This is a genomic window from Nocardioides kongjuensis (genome assembly GCF_013409625.1).
GTDB lineage: Bacteria > Actinomycetota > Actinomycetes > Propionibacteriales > Nocardioidaceae > Nocardioides > Nocardioides kongjuensis.
The window spans coordinates 2,469,568-2,490,068 of sequence record NZ_JACCBF010000001.1; the positions used below are offsets into that span (position 1 = coordinate 2,469,568).

The 20,501-nt window shown below is 71.7% G+C and carries 19 protein-coding genes; 10 read left to right on the forward strand and 9 right to left on the reverse strand.

Translation table 11 applies throughout. The annotated features are described in order from the left end of the window. Positions 1–5 precede the first annotated feature (5 nt). The 4 genes from BJ958_RS11835 to BJ958_RS27835 form a co-directional block, all read right to left on the reverse strand. Positions 6–968 (reverse strand): glycosyltransferase family 2 protein, encoded by a 963-nt coding sequence (locus BJ958_RS11835; RefSeq protein WP_179727012.1) that lies wholly within the window; start codon positions 966–968, stop codon positions 6–8. Beyond that, a complete protein-coding gene (locus BJ958_RS11840; RefSeq protein ID WP_179727013.1) occupies positions 965–2,008 on the reverse strand; it encodes a hypothetical protein in 1,044 nt (347 codons plus the stop codon). Before BJ958_RS11840 ends, BJ958_RS11835 begins: the two co-directional genes overlap by 4 nt. Positions 2,009–2,119: 111 nt before the next feature. Continuing rightward, a complete protein-coding gene (locus BJ958_RS11845; protein ID WP_179727014.1) occupies positions 2,120–3,463 on the reverse strand; it encodes a phospholipase D-like domain-containing protein in 1,344 nt (447 codons plus the stop codon). 199 nt (positions 3,464–3,662) lie between these two features. After that, positions 3,663–4,757 carry an endonuclease/exonuclease/phosphatase family protein gene (locus BJ958_RS27835; protein ID WP_179727015.1) on the reverse strand — a complete coding sequence of 365 codons (1,095 nt, stop codon included), beginning with the start codon at positions 4,755–4,757 and terminating at the stop codon, positions 3,663–3,665. 68 nt (positions 4,758–4,825) lie between these two features. Here BJ958_RS27835 and BJ958_RS11855 point away from each other — a divergent pair, with 68 nt between their 5' ends. The 6 genes from BJ958_RS11855 to BJ958_RS11880 all read left to right on the forward strand — a co-directional run bounded on the left by BJ958_RS11855 (position 4,826) and on the right by BJ958_RS11880 (position 10,935). Beyond that, positions 4,826–5,881, forward strand: coding sequence for a formylglycine-generating enzyme family protein (locus BJ958_RS11855; RefSeq protein ID WP_179727016.1), 1,056 nt, complete (start codon positions 4,826–4,828; stop codon positions 5,879–5,881). Beyond that, on the forward strand, positions 5,878–7,449 hold the full coding sequence (locus BJ958_RS11860) for a sulfatase-like hydrolase/transferase (RefSeq protein ID WP_179727017.1): 1,572 nt from the start codon (positions 5,878–5,880) through the stop codon (positions 7,447–7,449). The genes BJ958_RS11855 and BJ958_RS11860 overlap by 4 nt, the downstream gene beginning before the upstream one ends. Positions 7,450–7,476: 27 nt before the next feature. Further along, positions 7,477–8,736: a magnesium transporter MgtE N-terminal domain-containing protein gene (locus BJ958_RS11865; RefSeq protein WP_179727018.1), complete on the forward strand. Its 1,260-nt coding sequence runs from the start codon at positions 7,477–7,479 to the stop codon at positions 8,734–8,736. Positions 8,737–8,803: 67 nt separating this feature from the next. Continuing rightward, a complete protein-coding gene (locus BJ958_RS11870) occupies positions 8,804–9,349 on the forward strand; it encodes a DUF1003 domain-containing protein (protein WP_179727019.1) in 546 nt (181 codons plus the stop codon). Positions 9,350–9,396: 47 nt separating this feature from the next. Beyond that, a complete protein-coding gene (locus BJ958_RS11875) occupies positions 9,397–10,542 on the forward strand; it encodes an Mrp/NBP35 family ATP-binding protein (protein ID WP_179730134.1) in 1,146 nt (381 codons plus the stop codon). A 36-nt stretch (positions 10,543–10,578) separates the two neighbouring features. Continuing rightward, the gene (locus tag BJ958_RS11880; RefSeq protein ID WP_179727020.1) at positions 10,579–10,935 is read left to right on the forward strand and encodes a sec-independent translocase; all 357 of its coding nucleotides are present in this window, start codon (positions 10,579–10,581) and stop codon (positions 10,933–10,935) included. A gap of 50 nt (positions 10,936–10,985) precedes the next feature. Here the strand turns inward: BJ958_RS11880 and BJ958_RS11885 are convergent, their stop codons facing one another. Next, positions 10,986–11,531, reverse strand: coding sequence for a TetR/AcrR family transcriptional regulator (locus BJ958_RS11885; protein ID WP_179727021.1), 546 nt, complete (start codon positions 11,529–11,531; stop codon positions 10,986–10,988). A 53-nt stretch (positions 11,532–11,584) separates the two neighbouring features. On the opposite strand from BJ958_RS11885, the gene BJ958_RS11890 reads away from it, so the two are divergent. Beyond that, positions 11,585–12,607, forward strand: coding sequence for an FAD-dependent monooxygenase (locus BJ958_RS11890; protein WP_179727022.1), 1,023 nt, complete (start codon positions 11,585–11,587; stop codon positions 12,605–12,607). Here BJ958_RS11890 and BJ958_RS11895 read toward each other — a convergent pair. Then, the gene (locus BJ958_RS11895) at positions 12,596–13,132 is read right to left on the reverse strand and encodes a hypothetical protein (RefSeq protein WP_179727023.1); all 537 of its coding nucleotides are present in this window, start codon (positions 13,130–13,132) and stop codon (positions 12,596–12,598) included. The genes BJ958_RS11890 and BJ958_RS11895 overlap by 12 nt on opposite strands. 111 nt (positions 13,133–13,243) lie before the next feature. Here BJ958_RS11895 and BJ958_RS11900 point away from each other — a divergent pair, with 111 nt between their 5' ends. From BJ958_RS11900 to BJ958_RS11910, 3 genes are read left to right on the forward strand one after another with little or no spacing between them, the layout of a single operon-like run. Beyond that, on the forward strand, positions 13,244–13,882 hold the full coding sequence (locus BJ958_RS11900; protein ID WP_179727024.1) for a LysM peptidoglycan-binding domain-containing protein: 639 nt from the start codon (positions 13,244–13,246) through the stop codon (positions 13,880–13,882). Between the two features lie 22 nt (positions 13,883–13,904). Further along, complete coding sequence (locus BJ958_RS11905; RefSeq protein ID WP_179727025.1) at positions 13,905–14,429, forward strand: Rv3235 family protein; 525 nt, start codon at positions 13,905–13,907, stop codon at positions 14,427–14,429. Between the two features lie 58 nt (positions 14,430–14,487). Beyond that, positions 14,488–15,687 (forward strand): SGNH/GDSL hydrolase family protein, encoded by a 1,200-nt coding sequence (locus BJ958_RS11910; protein ID WP_179727026.1) that lies wholly within the window; start codon positions 14,488–14,490, stop codon positions 15,685–15,687. A 102-nt stretch (positions 15,688–15,789) separates the two neighbouring features. Here the strand turns inward: BJ958_RS11910 and secA are convergent, their stop codons facing one another. The 3 genes from secA to folC form a co-directional block, all read right to left on the reverse strand. After that, a complete protein-coding gene (gene secA, locus BJ958_RS11915) occupies positions 15,790–18,684 on the reverse strand; it encodes a preprotein translocase subunit SecA (RefSeq protein WP_179727027.1) in 2,895 nt (964 codons plus the stop codon). 65 nt (positions 18,685–18,749) lie between these two features. Beyond that, a complete protein-coding gene (locus BJ958_RS11920) occupies positions 18,750–19,151 on the reverse strand; it encodes a DUF4233 domain-containing protein (RefSeq protein ID WP_273520614.1) in 402 nt (133 codons plus the stop codon). Further along, positions 19,148–20,500, reverse strand: a complete 1,353-nt coding sequence (gene folC / locus BJ958_RS11925) for a bifunctional tetrahydrofolate synthase/dihydrofolate synthase (protein ID WP_179727028.1) — start codon at positions 20,498–20,500, stop codon at positions 19,148–19,150. Before folC ends, BJ958_RS11920 begins: the two co-directional genes overlap by 4 nt. Between the last annotated feature and the right edge of the window lies 1 nt (position 20,501).

Here is a 20,501-nt window from a genome sequence, read left to right on the forward strand (position 1 = left end):
GCCTGTCAGACGAGGTCGCGCAGGCGATCGGGGATCCGGACGTACGGCGGCTTCACCAGCGCGAGGTGCTGACCCGCGCCCGTCGCCCGCCACAGGTCGCCCTCGTTCTGCACGATCGTCTCGAGCCGCTTCGGGCCCGGCCGGAACTTGCCGATCTCGTCGGCGGCGACGGCCTGCTCGACCTGGGCGGCCGCGGTGCGCAGCGCCTCGACGATCTCGTCGGTCGGCCGGCTCCAGCTCGACTTCACCGCGCGGCCCTCGACCACCGCGGCCTGGTGGCGGTGCTCGGCGAGCAGCTCCAGCTGGCCGAGGTCGGCGAACTTGAAGTGGAACATGAACAGCTCGGGGTCCGGCGCGAACGGGTGCCGGATGCCGTGGGAGGCGTGCGCCCAGTCGGCGTCGACCCACTTGAGCGCCGGCTTGCACATCAGTGGGGTGAACCGGGCGAACTCGCGCTGGCGCAGCAGCGAGGGCGCGTCGAAGTCGAGCGCCTGCTCCACCCCGATCCGGTGGATCACGTTGTAGCCGAGGACGCCCGCGACGTCGGTGCCCCGCCGGGCGGCGGCGAAGTGCCGCAGCGAGGCGTGCACCGCCGGGTCCGCGACGACGAACTCGTCGGCATCGGCGAGCAGCACCGCGTCGTAGGCGAACAGCAGGGACTTCGCGAGCCCGCTCAGGATGCCCATCCGCGACGGCTCGAAGGAGTACTTGTCGAGGTACGGCAGGCGCAGCACCGTGCACGGCAGGTCGTCGGTCGAGCCGTCGGCGCTGTGGTCGTCGACGACGAAGACGTCGTCGGGGCCCAGCTGGCGCTGGTAGTGCTCGACCCACCGGCGCAGCACCGGCCCGCTGTCACGGGACATGGTGATCACCGCGACCCGCGGCAGGCCGTCGCCCGAGGGCCGGTCGGTGGTGGCCGGGCCGGGGCCCGGCGCCGCACCCGTCTCGCGCCGTCCGCGCCACTTCACTCCTGCTCCCCCTGTCCTCGTCCCGCCGTGCTCCACTTGGTGAGGGCGACCTGGAGGGCGTCGAGCGCCGCGGCCAGCACCTCCTCGGCGGGGATGTCGGCCGGCTGCACCCCGGGGACGGGGAGCGGTCGGAGCTCGTCGAGGTCGCCGACGACGCGGTGCTTGCCCTTGCGCAGCCGGGCGACCTGGTCCTCGCCCTTCGCGCGAACCCACGGGTCGTCGTACCCGAGGCGCTGGCCGCCGCCCTCGCGCAGCGACAGGCCACGCTTGGACAGCTGGTGCTTGACCAGCCGGTCGTAGAACGGCGGCAGCTCGCCCTTGCCCGAGGGCCGGAAGCGCCGGTTGAGCTCGAGCAGCAGCAGTGCGCTGGGCAGGTCGATGCTGGGGTTGCTGCGCACGTCGAGCGCGATCCCCCCGGGGTCGGTGCCGAGGACCTCGGCGAACCGGCGCCACAGCAGGTCGCCGGGCGCGCCCGCCGGGGGCACGGTCACGAGGCTCAGGGCGCCCTTGTCGAGGCCCTTGGCCCAGCGTGCCGCGATGGCCGGCACGTCCTGGTGGCGCCAGAACCGCGTGGCGGAGCCGGTCAGGTCCTTGCGCGCGTCGAGGGCGGCGACGTAGTCCTGCCACCCGGTCACGCCGCCGTTCTGCACCGACTCGAGCCACATGGCGGGCACGTTGCGCGCCAGGTCACGACACGTCAGCACCGCCTCCACCCGGCTCTCGGGGAAGGTCTTGCGGATGCGCTGGATCTGCTTCTCGTCTCGCGGCGCGAGGTACTCCATCGAGACGACCGCGGTGCCGGGCCAGGCCCGGATCTCGTCGACCATCTGCTGCCACGGGCCGTCGGCCGGCATCGGCGGCTGCCCGGGCCCACCGTGCGCGATCAGCTCCTTGACGGCGCGGACCTGGCGGCGCCAGCGCCGGCCGGGGAACAGCACGCCGCGCTCGGCCAGCGCCGCCTTGTTCTCCCCGAGCACGTTCTGCAGGAAGCTGGTTCCGGACTTCATGGTGCCGACGTGCAGCACCACCCGCTGAGCCATGTCGCCCTCTCGATGTCCTGCTCGATGTCTTGCTGGATGTCTACGTGGTCGTGACGCCCGAAGCCCGGGCCGCCGCCTCTCGGCAGCGACCCGGGCCCGGGATCTGCTTCGTCAGTCGAGCTCGGCCTCGAGCTCGTGGAACGGGTAGTCCTTCGGGCTGAGGTACTCCGTGCCCGGCTTGATCCGGACCTGCGGGTCGGGATCGGCGGAGTTGACGTAGTTGGCCAGCGTCCGCGGAGCCGTGTTGTAGATCATGTCGACCCAGTCGGCGTACTTGGAGGCCATCGCGGCGTCGCCCCAGAAGATCATGTCGTGCTCGTCGGAGAACCAGCCGAGCTGGGTCCAGTTCTCGCTGCTGGAGAGCACCGCGCTGCCGTTGGGGTCGCCGTCGAGGTTGCCCTGGACCGACAGGCCCTTGAGGTGGACGTAGCGGTCCTTGAACTTGTTGGCCGTCGCACCGGTGATGTAGACCATCTGCTTCGCCGGGACGGGCGCCAGGATGCTGCGGATCTTGCCCGACATCATCATGAAGACCACGCGGACGTCGCAGCCCTGGAAGTGCAGCTCGCGGACCTTGCGCGCGATCGCCGCGCCCCGCTCGTCACCCCACACCGCGTTGGCCACACGGACCTTGGTGTGACCGTTGGCGGTGTTGGCCGCGCCGTTGCACTGGACCTTGTTGAGGACCCGCAGCGGCGGGTCGACCTGGTCGCGGTGCGGGGCGAACTGGGTGGTGATGGTGCCGCCGGGAACGGTGGTGCTGGGGACGGTGAACTGCAGCGACGGGAACTTCTTGTCCTTCTTGGCCTGGTTCCACATCGTCATCCAGCCGTCGTAGAGCGCCTGGTTCTCGGTGACGGTGGTCCAGTCGTTGAACTGCTGGACGGCGGCGGCGCCGGTGAAGTTGCCGGAGCCCTGCATCACGATCCAGTTGGTGGCACCCGACTTGCTGACGAGCATCATCTTGTTGTGCATCGCCCCGCCCTTGCCGCGGCAGGTCGCCGAGCAGGTGCGGATCCAGCTGCGCAGCTCCTTGGGCCGGTCGGCGTTGCCCTTCTTGAGCGCGCGGGTCAGCACGCCGTAGGAGCGGTGCGAGCCCTGGGACACGGCGAGGCCGCGCGCCATGATGATCTGCACCGACACGCCCCGCTTGTGGGCGGCGATCATCTTGCTGGCGAGCAGCGGCGAGTCGAAGTTCCACGTCATCACGCGGACCGTCTGGCCGCCCTCGACGTTCTTCAGCGTCTTGATGATCTTGCGCTGGATCGCGCCCCTCTTCGCCGGCTTGAAGGGGTGGTTGAAGGTGATGCCGGGCGTGACGACGTACGCCGGGTTCGGCTTCTTCGCCACGACCTCGGTCGGGGCGGCGGCCGGCGCGGCGTCCGCCCGGTTCAGCCCGGCCGGACCGGCGACCAGCAGGCCCATCGCGAGGAGGAGCGCCGCGAGCGCTGCCACTCCCCGCGTCCGAGCTGCCGCCGACGAGTTCCCCCACACATTCGACACGTACCTGTCTCCTACCGTCTCCACCCGAGAATCGACCGGGTTCCGACGCGGCTTCCCCCACAGAAGGCAGGCGAATCTCGACCCTTGACGCGGGCACTATACCCGCCTGCAGAGGCTGAAACCCGCCTCCGCGCGGACAGTCAGGCCAAGCTCAGTCGACCGTGCCGGACGGGGTGGCCGGGTCGCGCGGCTTGGCCTTCGCGTCGCCGCTGCACTTCTCCGTCTTGATCCCACCGAGGGTGAAGTCGGCGCGGACCGGGAGGTGGTCGGAGCCTCCGGCCGGCATCACGACCGAGCTGGTGGCAGTGAGGTCCGGGCCGCCGTAGAGCAGGTAGTCGATCCGGGTCCGCGGGTGGCCCGCGGGGTGCGTGGCCCCGCCGCCGCTGCCCGCGACGACGAAGCTGTCGGAGAGCCGCGAGCTGAGGATCCGCTCCGGGCCCGAGTTGGGCCAGGTGTTCATGTCGCCGCCGAGGATCTTCGGGCGCGGGTCGGCGGCCAGGATGCTGGAGATCCGGCTCGCCTGCGCGGTGCGGATGTTGGCGGAGGTGTTGTCGAGGTGGGTGCTGTAGATGCTGACCTCGACGCCCTCGACGTTGATCACCACGTGCAGCAGACCGCGCGGCTGGGCGCGACCGATGTTGGGCAGCGGGGTGTTCTCGGAGGAGACGATCGGGTACTTCGAGACCACCGCGGTGCCGTAGAGGCCGTCGCCGAAGGTGACGTTGCGACCGAACGCGGAGCCCCAGCCGCCGAGGCGCTCGGCGAACCAGCCGGCCTGGTCGACGCTGCCGGTGCTGCGGCGCTTGTAGTCGACCTCCTGCAGCAGGATGACGGTCGCCTTCGACTGCTGCATCACGCCGAGCAGGCGGTCGAGGCTGCCGGCCCGGGCCGACTTGATGTTGTAGGACAGCGCGGTGAACTGGGTGGTGCCGATCTGGGCCTGGCACACGAGCTGCGCCGACTGGCGCTCGGCCTCCATCGCCAGCGGGGGCACCAGCACGCCGCCGGTGTCGGTGGCGCTCGGCGCCGGCGGCAGGTCGGCAGCCGGGGCCGCGGACGCCGTGCCCGTCCGGCGGCCCTCGTGGGCGACCGGGGTGTCGGGGGCATCGGGCGGGAAGATCAGCGAGACGCTCAGCCCGGCGAGGACCACCACGACCGCCACGAGCGTGACGACCATGTCGACCGAGGAGACGGCAGGGCCGAGCCGCTTGCCCTCGCGGGCACCACGATTCCCCTGCTCCTCCACGTCCAGAATCGTAGACGACAGGTCGCCGGCGCCGGGCTTCTTCGGCCTCTGGGGCACACTGGACGGCGATGTCCACCCCGCCGCCGGACCCGCGTCCCTGTTGCGTCCCCGCAGGCCCCCCGGCCGCGGCGGACCCGACGCTCGGCACCCCGGCCCGCACCGGCAGCACCGACGGCACCGAGCGGGGCGTCGACCCCACCGAGCTGGCCACGATCCCGGCCGGTCGAGCGGTGCTCGGCGACCACTTCGGCGACGGGTACGCCGGCGACGGCGAGGGGCCGGTCCACGAGGTCGAGCTGTCGGCGTACCGGATCGGCACCACCTCGGTGACCAACGCGGCGTTCGCGGCGTTCGTCGACGCGACCGGGCACCGGACCCTGGCCGAGGTCGAGGGCTACTCCGCGGTGTTCCACACTGACGTGGCGGCCACGGTCGCCGACGTGCTCGGCCACTCCCCCGCCACGCCGTGGTGGGTCGGGGTCCGCGGCGCCGACTGGCGCCACCCCGAGGGCCCGCGCTCCGGCATCGAGGACCGCGCCGACCACCCCGTCGTCCACGTCTCCCACGACGACGCGCTCGCGTTCGCCCGCTGGGCCGGTCGTCGGCTGCCCACCGAGGCGGAGTGGGAGTACGCCGCTCGCGGCGGGCTCGAGGGGAGGCGCTACCCCTGGGGCGACGAGCTGATGGCCGGCACCGACGGGGAGTGGCAGGTCAACATCTTCCAGGGCGCCTTCCCGGCCACCAACACCGCCGACGACGGCTGGACGACGACCGCACCGGTGACCGCGTACCGGCCCAACGGCTACGGCCTGCACCAGATGGTCGGCAACGTGTGGGAGTGGTGCGCGGACTGGTTCGACCCGAAGGCCTACGACGCCCGTGAGCGACGCGATCCGCGCGGCCCCGCGAGTGGTACGGTCCGCGTGATGCGCGGGGGCTCGTTCCTGTGCCACGACTCGTACTGCAACCGGTACCGGGTCGCCGCCCGCTCAGCGGCTCCGCCGGACTCCACGGCCTCGAACCTCGGCTTCCGCTGTGCTGCGGACGCCGCGACCGACCGCCCCGACAGCCCCCACAGCCCCGACAGCCCCGACAGCCCCGTCGAGAAGGAGAACCACGCGTGACTCGCCCCGGCCGCCTGCGCCTGGCCACTGCCGCCGTCCTCAGCGCGAGCGTGCTCGCCGCCTGCTCCGGCGGAGGTGGCGACGGCAACGGCGGGGTCGGGCCGATCGTCAAGTACGAGCGACCCGGCGAGCAGCCCTCGGTCGCGGCGCCGACCGCGAAGGACACCGTGCTCGGCCCGGACGCGACGCCGGCTCCGGTCGCCTCGCCCGAGAAGCCGAACCTGCTGATGATCACGATGGACGACGCGGCGATGAAGGACATGCAGTTCATGCCGCACCTGCAGGAGGTGATCGCCGACGAGGGCGTGACGATCGACCAGGGCCTGGCCCCGACGCCGATCTGCGTGCCGGCCCGAGCGTCACTGCTCACCGGCCAGTACGCCCGCAACCACGGCGCGGTCACGATCAGCGGCGAGGGCGGCGGCTACAAGTCCTTCGACGACGAGGACACGATGCCGGTCAGCCTGCAGAAGGCCGGCTACGACACGATGATGGTCGGCAAGTACCTCAACGGGTACACGAAGAACGAGGTGCACCACCAGCCGCCGGGCTGGACCGTGTGGCGTCCGACCGTCGACTTCGCGACGTACAACTTCGAGCACCCGCAGCTGCTCGTCGACGGCAGGATCAAGGACTACGACACCTACTCGACGACGCTGCTCAGCGACCAGTCGAACCAGCTGATCGCCGACCACGCCAACGGGGCCGACGGGGCCGACGGGGACAAGCCCTGGTACCTGTGGGTCAACTACGTCGCCCCGCACCACGGCAGTCCGCACGAGAGCGACGACCCGGACGGCATCTCGACGACGGTCCCGGACAAGCGCGACCGCGACACGTTCAAGGACCTCGACCTCGACACCACGCCCGAGATGTTCGAGAAGGACCCGAGCGACAAGGCACTGATCCGCAACGCGCGGCAGAAGTGGTCCGAGAAGCGCCGCGCCGGGCTGCGCGAGGAGCGCCAGCAGCGGGTCGAGGCCCTGCAGGCCGTCGACCGCGCGATCGCCCGCACCGTCGACACCCTGAGGAGGACCGGGCAGCTCGACAACACCTACGTCGTGGTGACCTCCGACAACGGCTTCTACGTCGGCGAGCACAACCTCAACGGCAAGCTCTGGTACTTCCGCGACGCGATCAACATCCCGATGTTCATCCGCGGCCCGGGCCTGCCCGCCGGTACGACGACCCAGGCGCCGGTCACCAACGCCGACTGGGCACCCACCTTCGCCGCGCTGGCCGGCGCGACGCTCGACCGCGACGCCGACGGCGTTGACGTGATGCCGTGGCTCGACAGCGACGCGACCCGCCGGGTGATCCCGATCTCGGGCTGGCCGGTCAAGGGTGGCCTCGATCCCTTCTACACCGGGGTGATCGTGGGTCCGTGGACCTACGTCCGCGGGCGCAAGGGCCGCGGCGAGCTCTACTACACGAAGAACGACCAGTACCAGCTCTACAACCTCTACGGCGACCCCCGCTACAAGGCGGTGCGCAAGCAGCTGCGCGACCTGTGGGAGCAGACGAGGGAATGTGCCGGGGCGACCTGCCCGCAGACGTTCATGAAGTAGCAGCCGCGACCGGTAGCGTTGCGCTTCGTGAGCACCACCCCTACCCGCGTGTTCGCGGCCAGGCTGGTCGGGCTCCCGATCTTCGACCCCCAGGGCGACCAGGTCGGGAAGGTCCGCGACCTGGTCGTGACGCTGCGCTCCGAGGGGACCCAGCCGCGCGTGCTGGGGATGGTCGCCGAGGTGTTCGGCCGGCGCCGGATCTTCGTGCCGATGACCCGGGTCACCAACATCGACAGCGGCCACGTCTACACGACCGGCCTCCTCAACATGCGCCGCTTCGAGCAGCGCTCGACCGAGACCCTCGTCATCGGCCAGATGCTCGACCGGACCGTCACGATCAAGGACAGCGGCGTCACCGGCACGGTGTACGACGTCGCGATGGAGCCCGCCCGCACCCGCGACTGGGTGCTCTCGCGGGTCGCCGTGCGCGAGCCGTCGAAGGGCTTCCGCCGCCGCGGGCAGTCCCACGTGGTCGAGTGGCGCGACGTCGTGGGCCTGACCCGCACCGACGACCGCCAGGGCGCCACCCACCTGGTCGCCGCCCTCAACGAGATGCGACCCGCCGACGCGGCGAGCATCCTGCACGACCTGCCCCCGGAGCGTCGTACGGCCGTCGCGCTGGCCCTCGACGACGAGCGGCTCGCCGACGTCCTCGAGGAGCTGCCCGAGGACGACCAGGTCGAGATCCTCAAGGGCCTCGACTCCGAGCGTGCGGCCGACGTCCTGGAGGAGATGTCACCCGACGACGCGGCCGACCTGATCCGCGACCTGCCGCCGGAGACCGCCGAGGTCCTGCTCGAGCTGATGGAGCCCGAGGAGGCCGAGGACGTGCGGCGCCTGATGTCGTACGTCGAGAACACCGCCGGCGCGATGATGACCTCCGAGCCGGTGATCCTGGGCCCGGACGCGACCATCGCCGACGCGCTCGCCCACGTCCGCAACCCCGACCTCACGCCGGCGCTGGCCGCGCTGGTCTACGTCTGCCGGCCCCCGCTGGAGACGCCGACCGGCAAGCTGCTGGGCGTCGCCCACATCCAGCGGCTGCTCCGCGAGCCGCCCTCGACCCTGGTCGCCGGCGCGCTCGACGACTCGATGGAGTGGCTGCGGCCCGAGGCGACCATCGACGAGGTGGCTGCCCACCTGGCGACCTACAACCTGGTCGCGGCACCCGTCGTCGACGAGGACCGCCGCCTGATCGGTGCGGTCACGGTCGACGACCTGCTCGACCACATGCTCCCGGCCAACTGGCGCGAGCGCGCCCGCGAGCGGGGGGCGGGGCCCCGATGAATCACCCCACGACGTTCCACGCCTCCCCCGCTTCGCTCCTCCGGCGCACAACTCCGCGGGGACCCCGATGAGCGAGACCCGCCGCACCGTGGAGCGGCTCGACACGCCGCGCGAGGAGCGGCGCCAGCTGGTCCGGCGCCCGTCCTACAACGCCGACACCTTCGGCGTCTTCGCCGAGCAGTTCGCCCGGTTCATGGGCACGGCGACCTTCCTCATCTACATGACGCTGTTCGTCGTCGGCTGGGTGTGCTGGAACCTGTTCGCGCCCCGCGACCTGCGCTTCGACGACTACCCGTTCATCTTCCTGACCCTGATGCTGAGCCTGCAGGCGTCGTACGCCGCACCCCTGATCCTGCTCGCGCAGAACCGTCAGGAGGCGCGCGACCGGGTGGTCGCCGAGCAGGACCGGCAGGCCGACGCGCGGGCGCACGCCGACATGGAGTTCCTCGCCCGGGAGGTCGCGTCGCTGCGGATGGCGGTCGGCGAGGTCGCCACCCGCGACTTCCTGCGCTCCGAGCTGCGCAACCTGCTCGCCGACATCGACGAGCGGGCCGAGGAGCGTGCGCAGTCTCACGAGGACGGCGCCGACGAGCCGGCTTCGGGGACTCCCTAGACTCAGGGGTTGTGACTACCACGCAGTCCCCGTCCGTCGAGCAGGTCATGACCGCGCTCAGCAAGGTCAACGACCCCGAGATCAAACGACCCATCACCGAGCTGGGGATGGTCGAGGGCGTGGACATCGCGGCCGGCGACGGCGGGTCGGTGGTCACCGTACGGGCGCTGCTGACCGTGGCGGGCTGCCCGCTCAAGGACACCATCAACCGTGACGTGACGGCGGCCGTGGCCGCACTCCCCGGCGTGACCGGCGTCGACGTGCAGCTCGGTGTGATGACCGCCGAGCAGCGTTCGGGCCTGCACGAGACGCTGCGGGGCGGCCAGGCCCAGCGCGAGATCCCGTTCGCCCAGCCCGGCTCGCTGACCAAGGTCTTCGCCATCGCCTCCGGCAAGGGCGGCGTCGGCAAGTCGTCCCTGACCGCCAACCTCGCGATCGCCCTGGCCGGGGCCGGTCGCAAGGTCGGCCTCGTCGACGCCGACATCTACGGTCACTCGATCCCGGCGATGCTCGGTGTCGCGGACGCCCGGCCGACCCAGGTCGACGACCTGATCATGCCGGTCCCGACGCCCTCGGGCGTCTCGGTGATCTCCATCGGCATGCTCAAGCCGCGCCGCGACCAGGTCGTCGCCTGGCGCGGACCGATGCTCGACCGCGCGCTCGTGCAGATGCTCGCCGACGTCTACTGGGGCGACCTCGACGTCCTCCTCCTCGACCTGCCCCCGGGCACCGGCGACATCGCGATCTCGCTCGGCCAGCACCTGCCCGGCGCCGAGGTGGTCGTGGTGACCACCCCGCAGGAGGCCGCGGCCGAGGTCGCCGAGCGCGCCGGCACGATGGCCTCGATGATGCACCAGCGCGTCGTGGGCGTCGTCGAGAACATGAGCTACCTCCCCTGCCCCCACTGCGCGGACGATGGCAAGGAGCACCGGCTCGAGATCTTCGGCACCGGCGGTGGCGAGCGGGTGGCGGCGACCCTGTCCCAGCGCTTCGGGTACGACGTACCCCTGCTCGGGGAGGTCCCGATCGACGTCGCGCTGCGCGAGGGTGGCGACACCGGCAAGCCGATCGTCGAGTCCGACCCCACCTCCCCCGCCGCCGTCGCGCTGACCGCGGTGGCCGAGCGACTGGGCGGACGCGGCCGAGGACTGGCCGGCATGCAGCTGGGGCTCACCCCGACCAGTAAGTTCTGACCCGCACGGCTACGACGGAGAAGGGGCGGCTGGCGGGTGTTCGGGATCGGTTTCGGCGAGCTCGTCGTGATTGCGTTCCTGGCGGTGCTCGTCTTCGGCCCCGACAAGCTGCCCGACCTGGCCCGGCAGGCCGGCCGGCTGATGCGGGAGCTGCGCAAGTTCGCCACCAACGCGCGTGACGAGCTGCGCTCCGAGCTCGGCCCGGAGTACGCCGACCTCGAGCTGACCGACCTCGACCCGCGCGCGATCGTGCGCAAGCACATCGCCGAGGCGATGGCCGAGCTCGACGACCTCGAGGACACGATCCGCAGCGCGGGCGAGGACGACCCCCCCGCTCCGGTGCGGATGCTCGAGCCGGGCGAGCTGCCGCCCTACGACTTCGAGGCGACGTAGCGAGCAGGAGCGCCGAGCGAGGAAGCGGCTCGACCACCTGGTCCGGCGGCTCAGGCCAGCAGGCGCTCGACGGCCCCGGCGAGCTCCTCGACGTCGATCGTGCGGGAGCGGACCGATGCGGCGTGCATCAGCGCGCCGTCGAGCAGGTCGCTGACGGCCCGCGCCGCGGGTCCCGGGGCCGGGTGGCCGCCCTCCGCGAGCATCGCCTCCAGCATCGCGAGGAAGCGGTGGTGACCGGCCTCCATGGCGGGTCCGGCCGTCTCGTCGAGCAGCAGCACGAGTCGGGCCCGGGTGGTGCGGACGTGCCGGCGCGAGGTCATCAGCCGCACGTTGCCGGTGAGGTACGCCGCGAGGGCCGGCGCCGAGGTCAGGTCCGGCGGCGGGCCGGCGGTGATCGCGGCCCGGTCCAGCTCCTCGAGCCGGACGACCACGGCCTCCAGGAGTGCGGTGCGGCTGCGGAAGCAGTTGGAGGTGCTGCCGGCCGGCAGGCCGGCCTCGGCGTCCACCGCACGGTGGGTGAGACCGCGCAGACCGTCGCGGGCGAGGACGGTGACGGCGGCGTCGGCGACGAGCTCGGGCCGGGTGGGGGCGGTCACCCGGCGAGACTACATCTGTTGTGAAACTACAGATGTAGTAGTAGCGTCCGAGGATGCCCACCATCACCGTTCTCGGCGGGGGCGTCGCCGGCCTCACGCTGGCAGCGACACTCGACCCCACGACGTACGACGTGACGCTCGTCGAGCGGCACCCCGACCGCCCGACGGTCCCGACGGTCTTCGGCATCTGGCCGTTCGCCCTGGACGCGCTCGAGCGCATCGGACTCGCCGACCGGGTGCGCGAGGACGGCTACGCCCTCACCTCCGCGGTCATCACGGCCGACAGCGGGCGCCGCCCGGTCACGATGTCGCGGCAGGGGGCCACCATGTGGGCGATCACCCGGCCGGCCCTGCTCTCGGTCCTCGACGGGGCGGTCCCCGACACCGTGACGCGCGAGCGGCGTCACGTCGCCGATGCGACCTCGCTCGACGCCGACCTGGTCGTGGCCGCCGACGGTGCGCGCAGCGTCGTGCGACGGCAGGTGTGGGGCGACGAGCCGCGCGACACCGGCATCGTGGCGATCCGCGGGGTGGCGCCGACGCCGCCGGACATGCCGCTCGACCAGATGCGCGAGTTCTGGGGCGACGGGATGCTCTTCGGCACCGGCCCCAACCGGCTGCCGCACGGGATGGGCACCAACTGGTACGCCTCCGCCCGGCGTGGCGAGGAGAGCCCGGCCGACGCCCTGGCCTGGGCGCGCGAGGCCTACGCCGGCTGGCCGAGCCTCGTGCGGGAGACCCTGGCGGCTGCGGACCCCCAGCAGATGGTGGTCACCACCATCCTCGAGTCACGGCGCCCCCGCACGCTGGTGCGCGACCGGTACGTGCTGGTCGGCGACGCCGCGCACGCGATGTCGCCCAACCTCGGCCGGGGTGCCTGCGAGGCGATGGTGGACGCGATCGCGCTCGGCGAGGCGCTCAACGAGCACGGTCTCGACGGGGTGCGCCGTTACGCGCGGGAGCGGCGGCGGCCGGGCCAGCGCACCCGGGCCGCGGCGGCGATGGTGCGACGGATCTCGCTGTCCCCGCGGGCCGGGCGGGTCGTCGTACGACTGGCCGGCGGGTCACGATCGTGACTGGGCGGCAGCAAGGGCGCTGAAGGCGACCAGGACGGTCCGTCGGTCCGCCCCCGTCACGAGCTCGCAGAAGTCGGCGCCCACCCGGCGCAGCACCCCGTCGAGCCGGCTGCCGTCGCGCAGGTGCAGCAGGCACGGCTCGCCGGCCTCGGCGATCCGGCGCAGGGCCGAGGCCAGGCCGAGCCGCGTCAGGGGCGACCACGCGACCTCTGGCACCGACCGCTCCGACGCCCCGGACAGGGTCGTCACGGCCCCGAGCACCACGATCCAGTCGTGGTCGCCGGCCGCCACGAGCAGCCAGCCGTCCGCGACCCGCTCGAGGGTCCCGGCGACGGCCCCGACACCGAGCACGCCGAGGCCCACCGGCAGGCCGACACTGGCCATCAGGCGGCTGCCGAGCGTGACCTGCTGGTACTCCGCGCGGCTGCGGTCGGCCAGCTCGAGGTCGCGCTCGGCCGCGTAGAGGGCGCTGGCCTGGTCCTCGAGGTCGTCGAAGAGCGCGAACAGCTCGTCCTCCCAGCCCATGGGCCCCACCCTCGCACGTCGCTCGTCCACAGGCTGCCGACAGCGCCGTTGACAATGCGGTCGAACGAACTCATCCTGAGTCAAACGGAAGCAAACGCAAAGGTTCTCGGGATGGACTTCGCCGCTGCCAGCCGGGTGCGCGTGCGCGCGACCCTGCTCTGGCTCACCGTCACGGCCGCGCAGGCCGGGCTCGTCGCGTTGACGGCGCCCCTGGTCCGCCGTCTTGCCACCGCACCGGGGCCGGCGTTCGCCGACGCCCTGGTGCAGGCCTGCGCGGGCGCCGCCCTGGTCGCCGGGGCCCTGCTCTGGCTGGCGACCACCGAGGTGGTGGGGGGCGTGCTGCACTCCCGCGGCCCGCGCTCACCCCTGTCCCGGCGCCGCAGCGTCGGACCGGTCCGCCTCGCCCTGCTCGCCGCCTGCGGCGTCACCGTCCTGACGACCACGCCCGCCCATGCCGGCAGCGACACCCCGGTCGGCGCCGGCGCCACGCTCAGCGCCGAGGCACTCGCCGGACTGCCCCTCCCCGACCGGCCGGTCGGGCCGCGGATCGGATCGGTCACGCATGCCGCCGTCACCGTCCGCACCGGGGACTCGCTGTGGACCATCGCCGAACGCGAGGCCGGCCCGGTGGCGTCGCGGGCCCAGCTGGCGTCGTACTGGCTGCGGTTGCAGGCCCTCAACGCCGACGCCCTCGGCGCCGAGCCCGACCTCGTCCACCCGGGGCAGACGCTCCGGCTGCCGCCCGCCTGACCCGTCCACCGCAGGAGGAACCATGTCCGCTGTCCAGCACGAGCTCGTCGGCCTCCGCGTGCCGGTCCCGGTCAGCCCCACGCAGGGCACGCTCGCCCTCGCCCTGCTCCCGCGCCAGGCGCCGCCGCGCTCGGCGGCGCAGTCACGGCGGCGGCCACCGGCGCGGCCGGGCGCGGTCGTCGTCCCGATCGACCAGCGGCTGCGCCACGCCATCGAGGAGTGGACGCACCGGTTCGTCCAGGCGGCCGTCGAGATCGTCGGGGGCGACCGTCCGGTCTCCCAGCTGGTCCGCTGGACCACGCGTGAGGTGTACGCCGACCTCCACCGCCGCGCTCTCCTCGTCGCCCGGGCCGGCGGTCACCAGCCCGGGCTGGCCCGGGTGCAGCCGGTCCGGCCGCGGGTGCAGAGCGTGCACGCCTGCTTCCTCAGCGACGACGTCGTCGAGTGCGGCGTGCACGTGCGCCACGGCGAGCGCTCGCGTGCAGTGGCGGCGCGCTTCGAGAGGACCGACCAGCGGTGGATCTGCACCGCACTCGACTTCTCGTGAGAGATCCTCCTGAACGTGACCCCTGTTCAGATGTGACGCGAGTCACTACGTTGCCGCCATGATCCGTACCCTCACGGCCGCTCTCGCCGTCGCCGGAGCCGCGCTCGTCGCGCCGCTCACCGCCTCCCCCGCCCACGCCGACGGACCGGGGGTGGGCACGCCCACCGTCGTGTCGGTCGGCGACTCCTACATCTCGGGCGAGGCCGGCCGGTGGGCCGGCTCGTCCAACACCAGCAGCGCCCGCGCCGACGCGCTCGGCTCGACGGCGTACTACGACAACGCCACGGGCACCGGCGAGACGATCGACCGCTGCCACCGGGCCAGGAGCGCGGAGATCCACATCGGCGGCGGCGTGCGGAGCGTCAACCTGGCCTGCTCGGGAGCCAAGGCCGCGACCGCGACCGGCTCCCCGTTCAAGCCGGGGCTCGACTTCTACAGCGGCAGCGAGGGCGTCGGGCAGGCGCGGGCACTGCAGGCACTGGCGGCGACCAGCAACGTCAGGATGGTCGTGGTGTCCATCGGCGGCAACGACTTCAACTTCGCCGGCATCGTGCAGCAGTGCGTCCAGGACTTCCTGCTGTCGCCGTCGTGGTGGAAGGACTACTGCAACGACGACAGCAGCGTGACCAGCAACTTCACCAGCGCCAACATCTCCGCCGTGAAGACCCGCATCGCCGGGGCACTGACCAACGTGCGCACCGCGATGCGCAACGCAGGCTACGCCGACACCCAGTGGACGATGCTGGTCCAGACCTATCCCTCGCCGGTCCCGGGCGGCTCCGGGTTCCGCTACGGCCAGAGCGGCTACACCCGCCAGGACACCGGCGGTTGCGGCTTCTGGAACGCCGACGCCGACTGGGCCAACAGCTCGGCGCTGCCCACCATCAACAACACCGTGACCGGCGCGATCACCCAGGCCGGCATCACCAACGCGAAGACGCTCAACCTCGCGAGCACGTTCAACGGCCGCCGACTGTGCGAGTCCGGCGTCGGGCTCTACGAGGAGGTCGGCATCGCGAGCTGGACCAGCACCGGGGCGGTGGACCGCACGGAGTGGGTCAACCAGATCCGCACGGTCAGCACGGCCGGCGACTCGCCGTACTTCATCCAGGAGTCGCTGCACCCCAACTACTGGGGCCAGCTCGCGGTCCGCTCGTGCGTGCGCCAGGCCTACAACGGGGGTACGCCGAGGGGCGGCTCCTGCGTCCGCACCGGCACCGGGCTGCTCGACGGCGAGCCGCGGATGACCCTGCAGTAGCGCGACCCGGCAGGAAGTAGCCGCGAAATCGCGTCGACCCGGCAGAAGCTTCTGCCGGGTCGACGTGGTTCTCGAGCCAGTTTCTGCCGGGTCGGCGAGGGATCAGCCGCGCAGGGCCATCCCGGTCGGACCGCCGGGAGCGCCGTGGCAGCGCTTGTACTTCTTGCCGGAGCCGCAGGGGCACAGCGCGTTGCGGCCGACGTCACCGAACTCGTCGTCGGCGACGGACGCCGCGCCGCTGCCGCGGACCTCCTCGTGACCCGTCTCGTCGGGCGCGGAGTAGGTGAGGTTCTGCGGCTGCTTCGGGGTGTCCAGGCCCTTGGCGGTGACCTTGGGCGCGGAGGCCCCCGTGGCCTTCAGCTCGGAGGAGATGGACGCGAGGTCCATCTCGCCGCCGGCCTCGAGGCCGACACCGAGCGGAGGCTCGGCGAAGGCGCCCTCGTGCATCGGGCCCGCGTGGGCGGTGCCGTCGGCGTGGTAGTGGATCTCCTCCTCGTCGTCCTCGACCTGGACCTCGAGGTTGAAGAGGAAGCCGACGGTCTCCTCCTTGATGCCGTCCATCATGGCGGCGAACATGTCGAAGCCCTCGCGCTGGTACTCGACCAGCGGGTCGCGCTGCGAGTAGGCCCGCAGGTAGATGCCCTCGCGCAGGTAGTCCATCTCGTAGAGATGCTCGCGCCACTTGCGGTCGAGCACGGAGAGCAGCACGCGGCGCTCGAGCTCGCGGGCGACCTCCTCGCCGACCTCCTCCTCGCGGCGGTCGTACGCCGCGTGGGCGTCGGCCTTGAGCACGTCGATGAGGTGCGACTTCTCCAGGGCGGCCTGGGTGCCGGCCTCCTCGACGAGGTCCTTCCACGAGATCGAGACCGGCCAGAACTGCTTGAGGTCGGTCCACAGCTGCTCGAGGTCCCACTCCTCGGCGAACTCGTCGAGGGAGCCGCGAACGGTGCCGGTGACGACGTCGTCGATGAACTCGCGGACCTGGGCCTCGAGGTCGACACCCTCGAGGACCTCGCGACGCTCGCCGTAGATGACCTTGCGCTGGCGGTCCATCACGTCGTCGTACTTGAGGACGTTCTTGCGGGACTCGAAGTTCTGTGCCTCGACCTGGCCCTGGGCGTTGGCGATCGCGTTCGTGACCCGCTTGTTCTCGATCGGGACGTCGTCCGGGATCTTGAGCAGCAGCAGCACGCGGTCGACCCAGTCGGACTTGAACAGCCGCATCAGCTCGTCCTGCAGCGACAGGTAGAAGCGGCTCTCGCCCGGGTCGCCCTGACGGCCGGAACGACCGCGGAGCTGGTTGTCGATACGGCGCGACTCGTGGCGCTCGGTGCCGATGACGTAGAGGCCGCCGAGCTCCTTGACCTCGTCGTGCTCGGCCTCGACCTGCTTCTTCATCCGCTCGACCATCGCGGGCCACGCGGCGTCGTAGGCGTCGGCCGTCTCGCCGGTGGGCTCGAGGCCCTGCTTGCGCAGCTCGGCGTCGGCGAGGAACTCGTAGGAGCCGCCGAGCATGATGTCGGTGCCTCGACCGGCCATGTTGGTGGCGACCGTGACCGCGCCCTTGTGGCCGGCGAGGGCGACGATCTTCGCCTCCTCCGCGTGGACCTTCGCGTTGAGGACCGAGTGCGGGACACCGCGCTTGGTCAGCGCCTGGTGGAGGTACTCGGACTTCTCGACGGACACGGTGCCGACCAGGACCGGCTGGCCCTTCTCGTGGCGCTCGACGATGTCGTCGACGACGGCGTCGTACTTGGCCTCCTCGGTCCGGTAGACGAGGTCGGGCTGGTCCTTGCGCAGCAGCGGCTTGTTGGTCGGGATCGGGACCACGCCGAGCTTGTAGATCTTGTCGAACTCGGAGGCCTCGGTGAGGGCCGTTCCGGTCATGCCGGAGAGCTTCTCGTAGAGGCGGAAGTAGTTCTGCAGCGTGACGGTGGCGAGGGTCTGGTACTCCTCGCGGACCTTCACGCCCTCCTTGGCCTCGATGGCCTGGTGCAGGCCGTCGTTGTAGCGGCGTCCGGCGAGCATGCGGCCGGTGTGCTCGTCGACGATGAGCACCTCGCCCTCCATGACGACGTACTCCTTGTCGTTGCGGAACAGCTCCTTGGCCTTGATGGAGTTGTGCAGGAAGGAGATGAGCGGGGTGTTGGCCGACTCGTAGAGGTTCTCGATGCCGAGGTGGTCCTCGACCTTCGTGATGCCGTCCTCGAGGACCGAGATGGTGCGCTTCTTCTCGTCAACCTCGTAGTCGACGTCCTTGGTGAGCTTCTGCGCGATCTTGGCGAACTCGCCGTACCACTTCACCTCGTCCTGGGTCGGACCGCTGATGATCAGCGGGGTCCGGGCCTCGTCGATGAGGATGGAGTCGACCTCGTCGACGATGGCGAAGTTGTGGCCGCGCTGGACGCACTCCTCGAGGGAGGAGGCCATGTTGTCGCGCAGGTAGTCGAAGCCGAGCTCGTTGTTGGTGCCGTAGGTGATGTCGCACGCGTAGGCCTTGCGCCGCTCGTCGGGGCGCATGCTCGGCAGGATCACGCCGACGGTGAGGCCGAGGAAGTGGTGGACGCGGCCCATCATCTCGGACTGGAACTTGGCCAGGTAGTCGTTGACCGTGACGACGTGGACGCCCTTGCCCTCCAGGGCGTTGAGGTACGCCGGCAGCGTCGAGACCAGGGTCTTGCCCTCACCGGTCTTCATCTCGGCGATGTTGCCGAGGTGGAGCGCCGCACCGCCCATGACCTGGACGTCGAAGTGACGCTGCCCGAGGACGCGGCGCGCGGCCTCGCGGACCGTGGCGAACGCCTCGGGCATGATGTCGTCGAGGTCCTCGCCCTCGGAGAGGCGCTTGCGGAACTCCTCGGTCATGCCCCGCAGCTCGTCGTCGGACATCGCCTTGAAGTCGTCCTCGATGGCGTTGACCGCCTTCGCGATGCCCTCGAGCTGGCGGAGGATCTTGCCCTCTCCGATGCGGAGGAGCTTGTCGATGATCACTGGCACGCCGCCACTCTACCTAGTGCGCTGAACCCGACCCGCAGCGCACAGCGCTCACCAGCGCTCGGAGTTCACGGCGTCGGATGCTGCCGGTCGTACTCGGCGAAGGCTGCCGCCCGCTCGTCCTCGATCTTGCGGCCCAGGCCGTAGGCCGTGCCCCAGAGCAGCGCGAAGATGCCGCCGACGACGAACATCAGCGGCGAGAGGAAGCCGAGGGCGACCGCGCCGACCTGGAGCACGTGACCGATCAGGTACGCCGACTCGCGACGCAGCATCCCGGCGACCAGCACGCACAGGACCGCCAGGCCCAGGCCGAGCGGCAGCGCGACGCCCGGGCGGACCTCGGAGATGCCGATCATGACGGGGGTGGACAGGCCGACCGCGATCGCCTCGAGGGAGAGCACGGCGGCGCACATGGCGCGCCGGGGCGACTTGTCGCGCTCCGGGTCGACCGGGGTGGTCGGGTCGCTCACTTGCGGCCTCCGAGCAGCACCCGCGCCTCGCCGACGGTGACCACCGAGCCGGTCACGAGCACCGCGCCGGAGCTGAGTGCGTCGTTGCTGTCGGACTCGGCGAGCGCGGCCGCGGCGTCGATGGCGTCCCCGAGCAGGGGCACGACGCTCACCCGGTCCTCGCCGAACACCTCGCGGGCGATCACGGCGAGCTGGTCGGCGGGCATGGCCCGCTCGGTGGAGTTCTGGGTGACGACGACCTGGGCGAGGTGCGGCTCGAAGGCGGCGAGCAGCCCCTCGGCGTCCTTGTCGCCCATCACGCCGATCACGCCGACGACCGGGTCGAACTGGAAGGAGTCCTCCAGCGCGGCCGCCGTGGCCTCGGCGCCGTGGGGGTTGTGGGCGGCGTCGAGCAGCACGGTGGGGCTGCGCCGCACGACCTCGAGCCGGCCGGGCGAGGTGATCTCGGCGAACGCGCCGCGCACGATGTCGTCGCCGAGCGGCTCGTCGCCGCCGACGAAGGCCTCGACCGCGGCGAGCGCGGTGGCGGCGTTCTGGGCCTGGTGGGCGCCGTAGAGGGAGAGGAAGACGTCGTCGTAGCGGCCACGCAGTCCCTGGAGGGTGACCACCTGGCCGCCGACGGCGGGCGCGCGGGTCACCACGCCGAACTCGAGGCCCTCGCGGGCCACCGTCGCGCCGACCTCCGCCGCCCGCTCGAGGAGCACGGCGGCGACGTCGGCACTCTGCTGCGCGAGGACCGCGACGGACCCGGGCTTGATGATCCCGGACTTCTCGCGGGCGATCTCGACGGCGGTGCCGCCGAGGTAGTTGGCGTGGTCGACGGCGATCGGGGTCACCACGGCCACGTCGGCGTCGATCACGTTGGTGGCGTCCCAGGAACCGCCCATCCCGACCTCGACGACGGCCACGTCGACGGGTGCGTCGGCGAAGGCGGCGTACGCCATGCCGACGACGGCCTCGAAGAAGCTGAGCGGGTGCGCCTCGGCCGCGTCGACCAGCGGCATGTACGGAGCGACGTCGTTGTACGCCCGGACGAACGCCTCGTCGTCCAGCGGCTCGCCGTCGACGCTGATCCGCTCGCTCATCCTCTCGACGTGCGGGCTGGTGAACCGCCCGGTGCGCAGGTCGAGTGCGCGCAGCAGCGCGTCGATCATCCGCGACGTCGAGGTCTTGCCGTTGGTGCCGGTCAGGTGGATCGAGCGGTAGGCGCGCTGCGGGTCGCCCAGCAGCTCGGTGAAGGCGCGGATCCGGTCGAGCGAGGGCTCCAGCCGGGTCTCGGGCCACCGGGACAGGAGGGCGTCCTCGGCCTCGTCGAAGGTCTCGGCTGGTCGCGCTACAGGCTCGTTCATG